Source organism: Nocardia miyunensis NBRC 108239 (genome assembly GCF_001613065.1).
GTDB lineage: Bacteria > Actinomycetota > Actinomycetes > Mycobacteriales > Mycobacteriaceae > Nocardia > Nocardia miyunensis.
Map to the genome: position 1 here is coordinate 20400 of NZ_BDBQ01000009.1, position 11824 is coordinate 32223.

10 protein-coding genes are annotated in these 11824 nt (G+C 66.3%); 5 read left to right on the forward strand and 5 right to left on the reverse strand.

Annotation, left to right across the window (positions count from 1 at the left end; all coding sequences use genetic code 11):
- Position 1: 1 nt before the first annotated feature.
- Positions 2-760, reverse strand: coding sequence for a TetR/AcrR family transcriptional regulator (locus tag NM2_RS04545; protein WP_245717837.1), 759 nt, complete (start codon positions 758-760; stop codon positions 2-4).
- Positions 761-784: 24 nt separating this feature from the next.
- Entirely contained in the window at positions 785-2011 is a 1227-nt protein-coding gene (locus NM2_RS04550; RefSeq protein WP_067664612.1) for a cytochrome P450, read from the reverse strand.
- A 110-nt stretch (positions 2012-2121) separates the two neighbouring features.
- On the opposite strand from NM2_RS04550, the gene NM2_RS04555 reads away from it, so the two are divergent.
- Positions 2122-2385: an FAD-dependent oxidoreductase gene (locus tag NM2_RS04555; RefSeq protein WP_369690299.1), complete on the forward strand. Its 264-nt coding sequence runs from the start codon at positions 2122-2124 to the stop codon at positions 2383-2385.
- A 15-nt stretch (positions 2386-2400) separates the two neighbouring features.
- Positions 2401-2820, forward strand: coding sequence for a hypothetical protein (locus NM2_RS04560; RefSeq protein ID WP_067664407.1), 420 nt, complete (start codon positions 2401-2403; stop codon positions 2818-2820).
- On the opposite strand, the gene NM2_RS04565 is transcribed toward NM2_RS04560, so the two are convergent.
- From NM2_RS04565 to NM2_RS04575, 3 genes are all read right to left on the reverse strand, one after another.
- Positions 2751-4313: an FAD-dependent monooxygenase gene (locus NM2_RS04565; RefSeq protein ID WP_084530495.1), complete on the reverse strand. Its 1563-nt coding sequence runs from the start codon at positions 4311-4313 to the stop codon at positions 2751-2753. The two genes, NM2_RS04560 and NM2_RS04565, sit on opposite strands and share 70 nt — an antisense overlap.
- 354 nt (positions 4314-4667) lie before the next feature.
- Positions 4668-6512 (reverse strand): asparagine synthase (glutamine-hydrolyzing), encoded by a 1845-nt coding sequence (asnB, locus tag NM2_RS04570; protein ID WP_067664411.1) that lies wholly within the window; start codon positions 6510-6512, stop codon positions 4668-4670.
- A gap of 486 nt (positions 6513-6998) precedes the next feature.
- On the reverse strand, positions 6999-7313 hold the full coding sequence (locus tag NM2_RS04575; protein WP_067664413.1) for a hypothetical protein: 315 nt from the start codon (positions 7311-7313) through the stop codon (positions 6999-7001).
- Positions 7314-7439: 126 nt separating this feature from the next.
- Here NM2_RS04575 and NM2_RS04580 point away from each other — a divergent pair, with 126 nt between their 5' ends.
- The 3 genes from NM2_RS04580 to NM2_RS04590 all read left to right on the forward strand — a co-directional run bounded on the left by NM2_RS04580 (position 7440) and on the right by NM2_RS04590 (position 11811).
- Positions 7440-8627 carry a helix-turn-helix domain-containing protein gene (locus NM2_RS04580; RefSeq protein WP_067664415.1) on the forward strand — a complete coding sequence of 396 codons (1188 nt, stop codon included), beginning with the start codon at positions 7440-7442 and terminating at the stop codon, positions 8625-8627.
- 150 nt (positions 8628-8777) lie between these two features.
- Positions 8778-9449: a biliverdin-producing heme oxygenase gene (locus NM2_RS04585; RefSeq protein ID WP_067664417.1), complete on the forward strand. Its 672-nt coding sequence runs from the start codon at positions 8778-8780 to the stop codon at positions 9447-9449.
- Between the two features lie 358 nt (positions 9450-9807).
- Positions 9808-11811, forward strand: coding sequence for an SDR family oxidoreductase (locus NM2_RS04590; protein WP_067664419.1), 2004 nt, complete (start codon positions 9808-9810; stop codon positions 11809-11811).
- Positions 11812-11824 lie beyond the last annotated feature (13 nt).

Genomic DNA, 11824 nt, shown 5'->3' on the forward strand with positions numbered 1-11824 from the left:
CTCACGCCCCGATGCTGCGCGCCAGATCCTCGAGCGTCGCATCGAACAGGATGTCCGGATCACTCACGGCCATCGGGTAATTGCCGAAGACCTCCAGGGTGACGTGCCCGTAGATGCGCGCCCAGAACGTGGTCATCAGATAGGTGACGCCCAGATCCAGCTTCTCGGCCGGGAACTCCTGCCCCGATTCGGCCAGTACCACGAGCAGGTCCGCCTGGAACCGCTCGAGATCGGCGCGCAACGCCTCCGGGATCACCTCGGTCGAGGGGGTGACGATGTCGTAGGTGGTCAGCAGCAGACCGGCCGCCTGCAGGAAGATCCGGCCGAAGGGTTCGTCGAATTGCCGCATGGCACTGGCGTTCTCCCCGGCGGGCGAGGCGAATACCAGGGTGAACTCGGATGCGTGATCCAGCGCCCAGCGCCGGAAGCCCCGGCATACCGCCAGTAGCTGCACCACGCCGTCGTCGGGCAGTTCTGCCACCTGTGCCGCGAGCTCCTCGGCCAGGTCCGCGCAGATGTCCCGGCGCAGGGTCGCGACGAGATCCTCGCGCGAGGAGTAGTAGCGGTAGAGCGCCGGAGCGGTGATGCCCAGCGCTCGCGCGATGGCGCGCAGGGTCACCGCCTCCGGACCCTGTTCCGCGAGAAGGGATCTGGCCACCCGCCGGATGTCCGCGTCACTCACCGCGGGCGCGCGGCCGCGGCGCGCGGGCACACGGGTGGCTTGTCCACTGATCGATCGGGGCCCGTTGTGGTTGGGCACGTTACCTCCTCCGGGCCCGACCGCTCATTCGTAAGCAACCTGCCAGCTCTTGATTCCGTTCAACCACCCTGAGCGTAGCCGCACCGGCTCGGAGATTTGACGCAGGTTCGGCATCACGTCGGCGATGGCGTTGAAAATCAGGTCCAGTTGCAGGCGTGCCAGATTCGCTCCGACGCAGTAGTGGGTGCCCGTGCCACCGAATCCGACGTGCGGATTCGGGTCCCGCAGCACGTCGAATGCGAAGGGCTTCTCGAAGCGTTCCTCGTCGAAATTGGCCGAGGCGTAGAACAATCCGACGCGCTGTCCCTTGCTGATCGGCTGACCGCCGATCTCGGTGTCGGACAGGGCGGTTCGCTGGAACGCGATGACCGGGGTGGCCCAGCGGACGATCTCGTCCGGCGCGGTGCGCGGCCGCTCGGCCTTGTACAGCTCCCACTGCTCGGGGAAGTCGACGAACGCCTTCATGCCGTGTGTGGTGGCGTTGCGGGTGGTCTCGTTGCCCGCGACCGCCAGCAGGATGACGAACCAGGCGAATTCGTCCGAGCCCAGGGATTCGCCGTCCACATCGGCGGTGACCAGCTGGCTGACGATGTCGTCGGCCGGACAGCCGCGCCGTTCCTCGGCCAGATTCCACGAGTAGCCCATGACCTCGGCGGTCGCCATCTTGTGGTCGCCGCCGAAGTCCGGATCGTCGTAACCCATCATCGTGTTGGACCACTCGAACAGCTTGCCCCGGTCGGCCTGCGGGACGCCGAGCAGTTCCGCGATCGCCTGCAGCGGCAGTTCGGAGGCGACCTGGGTGACGAAGTCGCCGCCGCCGTTCTTCTTGGCCTCGTGCACGATGCGCTCGGCCCGCTCGCGCAGGGCGTTGCGCAGGCTCTCGACCGCACGCGGGGTGAATCCGCGGGAGATGATCCGGCGCAGCTTGTCGTGCGAGGGCGGATCCTGGTTGACCAGCATGCCGCGCTGGATGTCGATCTCCTCGCGGGCGATGTCCTCGTAGAAGCGGATCACGGCGGTGTTCTCGAAGTTGGAGAACACGTCGGGTTTCTTGGAGATCTCCTTGATGTGGTCGAGTTTGCTGACCACCCAGTAACCGTCGTCGCCGAAGCCCGCGGCGTTGTGCGGCTGGTCGACCCACCACACCGGGGCGGTGCGACGCAGCTCCGCCCACTCCGCAACGGGCAAACGACTGGCGAGCAGGTCGGGATCGGTGAAGTCGAAGCTGTGTGAGAGAGCGGGAGCGGACACGGTTACCTCCTTTGGAACACGTTCCGCATGAGTGAACCACACCACACTCATTTTGTGAACACCTATTATTAAACTCCGTAAACATTTCATCCGGAAGGGTCTGGCGAGAGGTGTCCGGAACACCCCTGCTCGCCCCTGGATCGGCGTGGCACGCTGGGCGGATGCACATCGCGATCGTCGGTGCCGGAATCTCCGGCCTGGCCGCTGCGCGGGTGTTGTCCGGAAGGGGACTGCGGGTGACGGTGTTCGACCGCGCGCCCGACGTCGGCGGCGTGTGGAGCACGACGCGGCACTATCCCGGCCTGCGCACCCAGAACAGCCGCCGGACCTACCGCTTCTCCGATTTCCCCATGCCGCCGCACCACCAGGACTAGCCGACCGCCCTGCAGATGCACGAGTACCTCGGCGCGTACGGGCGCGAGCGCGGGCTCACCGACCTGCTGCGCCTGGGCACCGAGGTCGAGTCGGCCATGCCGAAGCCGGGCGGCGGGTCGGCCCTCCACATCCGGGAGGTCGGCTCCGCGCGGTCCGCGAGCGTCGAGTGTGATCACCTGGTGGTCGCCAACGGCGTCTGCAGCGATCCGGCGATTCCGGGGTTCCCCGGCGCGGGCGCATTCGCCGCGGTCGGTGGACCGCTGTGCCACACCACCGGACTCGGCGACGGTGAGCGCGCCCGTGGCGAACATATGGTGATCGTCGATTACGGCGGTGTTCCCGTACCGCGAACCGAAACGGGCGATCAGGCGGGGCGACGGGTCAGTGTGCGCCACACCGCCTCGGACAGCCGGCCGACGGCGTCGTCGCGGTGATCGTCCGCGCGCCAGGTGATCACGTGGTCCGGGCGCACCAGCAGTGCGCCGCGATCACCGGTGCCGAGCGAATCATCCTGCGCCGCTGCGTATTCGGCAGGTAGGGCGACCGCGTCCAGGAACGCGCCGTACCGGTCGAGTGTGCGCGCGGCGCGCAGCCACGGTTGGCCGTCCGATCCGGCGAGCAGCAGGTAGCGGCCCTCGCGCACCAGGTCCAGCGTCGAACTGCCCCGATCGCCGGGCAGCGGCCGGTGCACGAGTCTGCTACCGATTTCGCCACGCCAGCGTTGTGGTTCATCGGCCAATGGCAGCGCCGGGTCCGCGCCGATCATCGGGTAGCGGTAACCGATCGCTACCGCGGCCTCGCTCAGCGTTTCGGCCCCGGCTCGGTATCCGGCTCGCGCCATCGCCTGCGTTACCGTCAGCACGCCCACCGCGCGCCGCTCGGGCTCGTAATCGTCCAGCAGGGCGGGATCGGCGTCGCCGCGTAATACCGAGACCAGTTTCGCGCTGAGATTCCAGGCATCCTGGATGCCGGTGTTCGCGCCGAAACCTCCGGCGGGCGGGGTGACGTGGGCCGCGTCGCCGAGCAGGAACACCCGGCCCGCGCGGTACCGGTCGGCCACCCAGCCGCCCATCAGCCACGATCGCACGCCGGTGACCGAGATCCGCGCGGCCGGGATGCCCAGCGCCCGCGAGACCAGCGCCGCGTTGCGCGGACCGTCGAAGGAGGCCGGGTCGGTGCGACTCGGGTCGAAGTTCACCGAGACCGCGCCCCGGCCGTAGGCCGCATTCCAGGTCAGAAATGCCCGTTCGGGCGCATCGGTCCACGCCATCGCCAGGCGACGTCCCGCCAGCGCGGCGCGCAGATCGGCGGTGTAGCCGATCTCCATGACGTGTGTGAGCCCCGGCTCACCGGTGCGCCCGATCTCCAGCCGCTCGCGCACCCCGCTGCCGTGGCCGTCGGCGGCCAGCAGATATTCGGCTTCGATCCGATACTCCCGGCCGTCCGGATCGGTGATCCGCGCAAGCACGCGCTCACCGTGATCCTCGAATCCGACCAGGCGGTGACCCCAGCGTAGGTCGGCGCCTGCGGCGAGCCCGTGCGCCCGCACGATCTCCTCGACCTCACCTTGCCCGAGAAGCGCACTCGGACAGGGTGATACAGCGCCGAAGTCGGCCACGGCGGGCAGCTGCCACCGGCGCAGTTCGGGCCCGGCCAGCGAAGCCACCTCAGCGGCGTGATCAGCCGGCGGCAGGACTGCCTGACGCGCGTAGATGTCCTTGTCCGCTCCCACGGACCGGTACGCCTCCATGGTGCGCGGGTAGAAAACCTTGGCGCGCAGCCTCTTCGATATACCCGGATGCTTCTCGACCAGAACGGGCACGATGCCGCGCGCGGCGAGAAAAAGCGCGGCCGACGCACCGACGATGCTGCCGCCCACGATCAACACGGGGGTTCGTAGTGTGCCGGGCCGATGCGCGATGCTCATGTGCCCATGCTGTGCGCAGGCGCGGATCGACTCCAGCCACACGGCATCTACCGATCGAAACCGCCATCAGTATCGGATTCGCATAGGGAATCCGCTCATGCTGGCGGTGCTGCCACGGAAATCCGCCACGCCCGACTCGAGTCAACGCACCCCGCGTTGCGCGGACCGTCCAAGGATGCCGGGTCGGTCCGACCGGGTCGTAGTTCACCGAGACCACGCCCGCCAGCGCATCGAGCCGGCGCGACCGAAACTTCCGAGGCCGACGGTTTCAGCGGGTGCGCCAGAGTGTCATGGGTGCGTGCCGCGAACACCGAATCGCTCGCCCCGAGAACCGGTCCCGGGGCGAGCGGACCATCAGTCGAGCTGGAGTTCCGGGGAGTAGATGTCCAGCCAGGTGTGCAGATCGACCGTGCGATCCAGTCCTGCCCTGGTCATCGACTCCATGTGCAGCGGGTCCTGGGTCACCGCATTCTGCAACCAGGCCCGGTCGACCAGCTGGAAGATCGGCGAATCCCCCTCGGACAGAATCTCTTTCACCAACTGCTGCAAATTCGCCGCGTACCCCGGGTCCTGCGTCGAGGGGTACGGGCTCTTCACGCGCTCGACAACCGATTGCGGCAGAACGTGTTTCGTAGCATGACGCAGCAGGCTCTTCTCGCGTCCGTCGAAGGTCTTCAGCGACCACGGCGTGTTGTACACGTAGCCGACCAGCCGGTGATCACAGAACGGCACCCGCACCTCGAGCCCGACCGCCATCGACGCGCGGTCCTTGCGATCCAGCAAGGCACGCACGAAACGCGTCAGATGCAGATGGCAGACCGTGCGCATACGACGCTCGACCTCGGACTCACCATCCAGATGCTCCACCTCGGCGACCGCCGTGGAGTACTGATCGGCGATATAGTTCTCCAGCTGAAGACGTTCGCGCAGTGCGGGATTGAGCATCTGCCAGCGCCCCTCGCCGGTGAGCGGATTGCTGAATGCCATCCACGGGAAAGTCTCCGCCTTCAGCGCCACCTCGTCGTGGAACCACCGATAGCCACCGAACACCTCGTCGGCCGACTCACCCGACAGCGCCACCGTCGACTGCGCGCGAATCGCCTTGAACAGCAAGTACAGCGAACTGTCCATATCCCCGAGCCCGGCCGGAATGTCGCGGGCGGTGATCACCGCGCGACGCACCGCCATATCCGACAGCTCCGACGGGTTGAGTATGACATCCTCGTGCGCCGAGCGGACGAGTTCGGCCACCTCGCGCACGTACGGCGAGTCGGGTGTATCGCGCATCTCGTCGGGGACGAAATTCTGTTCCTGGTTCACGAAATCGACCGAGAACGTGCGCAGTTGCTCGCCATCGCGGGCCAGCCGTGCGGCGGCCAGACCGGTGATTGCGCTGGAATCCAGTCCGCCCGAGAGCAATACGCAGCGCGGTACGTCCGAGATCAGCTGCCGATCGACGATGTCCGTCATCAACTCGCGCACCCGCTCGACGGTGTCCTCCTGGCTGTCGGTGTGTTCCACCGCGTCCAGCCGCCAGTAGGTGCGCTCGTGAATCCCATTGCGGTCCACCGTGATCAGCGTGCCGGGCAGGACCTCGTACATGCCCTTCCACAACGACCACTTCGGCGCCTTGGTGAACGCGAACAACTCGCGGAATCCGTCGTTGTCCACGACCTTGCGCGCGAGCGGATTGGCCAGGATCGCCTTCGGTTCCGACCCGAACAGCACACCATCCGGCGTCGGGTAGTAGTAGAACGGCTTGATACCCATACGGTCCCGGATCATCACCAGCTTCTCGGTGCGCTGATCCCAGATCGCGAACGCGTACATGCCATTGAGATGGTCGACGACCGATTCGCCCCACTGCAGGTAGCCGTGCAGCACGACCTCGGTGTCACTGTCGGTCCGGAAGGTGTGACCCCGCGCGGTCAGCTCGGCACGCAGTTCGTGGAAGTTGTAGGACTCTCCGGAATACACCATGCCGATGTCACCGGCCGGGGTGCTCACGCTCATCGGCTGCGTACCACCGGGCAGATCGATGATGGCCAAGCGCCGGTGCCCCAGCCCGCCGTGTGTGCGCACGAACGTGCCGCGCCCGTCCGGGCCGCGACAGGCCATGGTCTCGGTCATCGCGTCGAGGACACGCTGTTGCTGGGTCAGGTCGGAGTCGAACGACACCCAGCCCGCGATTCCACACATGATTCACGCCCTCCAATTAGTTAGCAACAACAACTACACGTAACTCCGTTGTAACACGGCCACATTCGCTGACACCAGACCTACGTAGCCCCGGAAAAAGATCGGCCCGTGTCGCACTCTCCGGGCGCGTCGCGATACCCATCCGCCGACCTCGCCTAATGCCGCTCACCACAACCGAAGCCACCCGATCCTGGACGATTCACATTGCCGCGAAAGCACTTTCGTGCTAATCGGCCTCGAGCGTCCGACGTCACCGACAAACGGAATATACGACAATTCACCCACTCCCACACCGTCGCCACACCCGCTGCAACACAGCCCGATTCGCAACACCGCTCACCAGCGCCAGGCCCCGACACCCCGATAACCAGCGAGCTGACGAACAGCGGCACAACTACCCGGTGGACGCTCAGGACCGACGAGACAAGCACGCCCAGGCGAGTACAGCCAGCGGAAGCCCCACGACGATCCCCCACCCGAGCCCGATCATCCGCGCCACTCCGGCCGAGTATCCCCCCAGCGAGCGAAACTCATTCGCGGACAAACAGATTCCACCGGAACAACAGACATGACCGCATTGAGGGTCAGCGCATCCACCTGATCGGTCGACGACACGATCACGACATCGACATCCGCCGCCCGCACCTGATCCACCAGAGGCAGTAGCGAATCCTCAGCAGCCCAGATCACCGCGTACCCGAGATGCCGCGCCAACCGCAAAACCTGAGCCCGCTGCCACTCATACGCCTCACCGTCCGCATCAACCACACCGAGCGCCGTAGGGTTGCGCCTCACCACCATGCCTCCTGTCAGTCGGGAAGCACCCGCCATCGCGGTCAGGGGTCGCAAGCACGACGGCGGGGCCGACTTCAACCCTTGTGTGCGGGAAGACTGCGGAGTGACACACGCTGTGGCACCCTCGGTGGTATGGACGAGATGGGGGTCGGCGATCGCACCGGTAGGGCGCGCAGACTCGCACGGCTTACTCAGGAACAGCTCGCCCACAAGGCCAATATCTCGCTGTCGCTCTTGCGCAAGGTCGAGCAGGGCACTCGGCCCGCATCACCGGCTTTCATCACGGCAGTTGCCCGCGCCCTCGGAGTCGGGATCGGAGAACTCACAGGGCAGCCCTACGCTCCGGGACGCTCGGATGCCGCAGCCCATGCGCTCATCCCCGATCTGCGTCGCGCGATAGTCGCGTTCACAGACGAATCACCCTCGGTACCAATGAGTTTCGAGGATCTGACCGCCTCGCTCGATGGTGTCCGGGAGGGTATGCGCCGCGCCCGATACTCCGACATGATCGACGATCTGCCGGATATCCTGCTCGGCCTGCACCAGCTCGCCGACATCGAGAACCCAGGTCGACAGCTCGAGCAGGTCTACTCGACCATGGCCTACGCATACTCGAAAGCGATGCTGTTCGCTTACCAATACGGCTATCTGGACCTGGCCGGATTAGCCGCCGAACGGTGCGCCTGGGCGGCCGAACGCAGCAGCGATCCGATATGGCCGATCGCCGCGGAGTACAATCGCGCGCTGATCATGCTCTATTCCGGGGCATACGTCGGCGGCCTGCGCACCATCGAACGCGCCTACACCGCAAGCGAGCGCATTCCGACCACAGCGAATCTTCTTGCGGTCCGTGGCGCCCTGCATCTGCGCGGCTCGATCCTGTCGGCACGCGCGGCCGACAACGACACGGCCGAATCCCATCTGCGCGGAGCCCAGGACATCGCCGCCGCGATCGGATCAGTCCGGTTCAACCACTACGGAACCGGCTTCCGGCCGTCGAACGTCGACATCCATTCGGTGGCGGTGCCGGTCGAGTTGTCCGACGGCACCACGGCCGTATCCCGGGCCGAGCAGATCCGACTGCCCGCCTCCGTCGCACCCTCGCGCGCCGGACACCACTTCATCGACCTCTCCCGGGCGTGGCTGCTGCACGGCGACAAACAACGCTCACTCCTGACCCTCGAACAAGCCCGCCGAGTCGCCCCCGAACTGACCCGCAACCACCCTCAGGTCCACGAGACGATCCGTGTCCTGGCCAAGACTCGGCGCGGCACCGATCCCCTCACCCGATTCGCCAAGTGGGCAAACGTCAAGATCTGATCCCGAGGTTCGGCGGGGCATCCTCGGACGATTCGTTCTCGTCCGAAAGTTTGATTCCGCAGCGGCGTCGACCAGGTATGGTCGGTGGGAAGTTAGGTAACCCATAGTAGGCCGGAGCCACGCCCGGGAACGACGTGAGGACATAGGACCATGCCCGACACCACAGCGCCCGCGCCCTTTTCCGCACAGATTCGCACCGCTACCGAGCGGCAGCACGCGGACGCGGAGAACTCCACGTTCATGAGCGATATGCTCGGCGGCGGGCTGGGGGTCGCGGCGTTCTACCGGTATACCGGGCAGTTGTGGCATGTCTACCGCGCGCTCGAGGAGCATGGCGACGCGCTGGCGGCCGATCCGGTGGCGGGGCCGTTCGTCCGCCCCGAGTTGGCCCGGGTGGCGCATCTGGAGGACGATCTGGCGCATCTCGGCGGCGCGAACTGGCGTGACGACCTGGATCCGCTGCCCTCCACCGCCGCGTATGCCGAGCGAGTGCGGGAATGCGCGCGGGAGTGGCCCGCGGGGTATGTCGCGCACCACTACACCCGGTACCTCGGGGATCTTTCCGGCGGGCAGGTCATCCGGGGGACCGCCGAGAAGCTGTGGCAGTTGCCCAAGCGTGGCGACGGCGTGCGGTTCTACGTCTTCGACCAGATTCCGAATCCGGCGGCGTTCAAGCGCGAATACCGCGAACTGCTCGACGCGCTGGCCGTGGACGATCTCGAGAAGCAGCGGGTGCTGGGCGAATGTCAGCGCGCCTTCGATTTCAACTCGGCGATGTTCCGCGAGCTCGCCGCGGAATTCCCGACCCGCAGGCAGGGCTGAAGGTACCGGCCTTCTCCGAAATCCGGTATGCCCGAAGGTCACATTCAGTACGCCCAAAGGTAACCAACCCTGCGGGGTTTATCTGAAAACCGTTGACACAGATATCAATCGGCGCTCCCACGTGGTGATACGTCCCACACCACGGGGAGCGCCGTTTGGTTGCGGTGACAATTTCCGCCCGCTAAAGTTACTCATCAGTTAGGCACGACGGTGTTCCTACCTCGGCCCAACGCCTGCTAGGGAAGCAGTCCAGCGCGGCCGATTCTCACGTCCGCATCCACCGCCGAATGTCGGACCAACAGTGCCATGCGCAGCCGGAGTTGTTGCGCCACACCATGTTCGACATGCAGGAGGGGCGATGGTTTCGTATATCGTGACGGGCGGCACCGGATTTCTCGGCCGCCGGGTTGTTCAGGATCTGCTCACCAGTGATCCCGAGGCGGTGATCCACATCCTCGTGCGCGAGGCCTCCGCCGCCAAGCTCGCCGAGCTCGCCGCGGGCTGGCGGGCGACCGACCGGGTGTTTCCGCTGATCGGCGACCTGACCTCGAAAAATCTTGGGCTGCAAGATGATCCGCCGGAGGCCGACCATGTGATCCACCTCGGCGCGGTCTACGACATGACCGCCGACGAGGAAACCGCCTTCGCCGCCAACGTCATCGGCACCCGCGCGGTGATAGAGCTGGCCACCGGGCTCGACGCGGTCCTGCACCACGTCTCGTCGGTGGCGGTCGCGGGCGATCACCGCGGCAAATTCTTCGAGGACGATTTCGATCTCGGCCAGAATCTCGAATCTCCTTACCACCGAACCAAATTCGCCGCCGAGAAGCTGGTCCGCGAGAGCAAGGGACTGCGCTGGCGGGTCTACCGCCCGGCCATCATCGCCGGGGATTCGACCACCGGCGAGATGGACAAGATCGACGGTCCCTACTATTTCTTCTCCGCCATCGCCCGGCTTGGCGCACTGCCCTCGGAACTGCCGATGGTGCTGCCGGATCTGGGCTGCACCAATATCGTTCCGGTCGATTACGTGGCCGCGGCCATGGGCCAACTGATCCGCCGACCAGGCCTGAACCGCCGCACCTTCCACCTGGTCAACCCGGAACCGCAGCCGTTCGCGCAGATCTACGCCGCACTGGCCCGCGCCGCGGGCGCACCCGCCGGACTGGGCACACTGCCCGGCAGCCAGGGCGCGTTGACCATGCTCGGCAAGGTCCCGGGCGTGCCGCAGCTGCGCGATTATCTGTTGCAGCAGTTCGGAATTCCGGCCGAGGTCGCACCGCACGTGACGTTCGCCTCGGAATTCGTCTCCGATTCCACCCGCGCCCAGCTACGCGGCCTCACTCCGCCCGCATTCGAGCAGTACGCCGGGAAGTTGTGGGAGTTCTGGCGCAGCCGGATGGATCCGGATCGGGCGCGCCGCACCGACGGCGACCCCCTGCGCGGGCGGATCGTGCTGATCACCGGCGCGTCCTCGGGTATCGGCCTGGCCACCGCGCACGCTGTCGCCCGCCGCGGCGCCACCGTCCTGATGGTTGCCCGCAGCACCGACGAGCTCGAGGCCGCCGCGGCCGAGGTGCGCGCGAACAGCGGTGCGGCACAGTCATATTCGTGCGACATCACCGACGGCAAGGCGGTCGAGCTGCTGGTCAAACAGGTGCTCGCGGACCATCGTCACATCGACTACGTGGTCAACAACGCGGGCCGCTCGATCCGCCGCTCGGTGCTCAACTCCACCGACCGGATGCACGATTTCGAGCGGACCATGGCGGTGAACTACTTCGGCGCGGTCCGGCTGATCCTGGCCGTGTTGCCCGAGATGCGCGAACGCCGGTTCGGGCATTTCGTCAACATCTCCTCCATCGCCGTGCAGACCAAACTGCCGCGCTTCGCCGCGTACGTGGCGAGCAAATCCGCGCTGGACACGTTCAGCGAGATCGCGGCCGTGGAGAACGCCGATGCCGGAATCACTTTCACCTCGGTGCGGATGCCGCTGGTGCGCACTCCGATGATCGCGCCGACCGATCTGTACCGCTCGCTCCCGGTGCACACTCCCGATCAGGCCGCGGCGATCGTGGTGCGCGCGTTGACCGAACGGCCGACCCGCATCGATACGCCGATCGGCACCTTCGCGCAGGTCGTGGACACCGTGATGCCCTCGGTGAAGAAGGCTGTCCTGCACCGCGGATTCCGGATGGTCGGCGAATCCACTGCGGCCAGGCCCGGCGCTGACCGCCCGGACGCCGGTGCGACCGAAAGCCGAAGCCCGTTACTGGCATTGGCCCCGATCGTGCAGCCACTGATGGGGATGCCGGAAACTGCTACTCGAATCACCAACCGAATCCCGGGGCTGCACTGGTAATTCGGGACAGCGC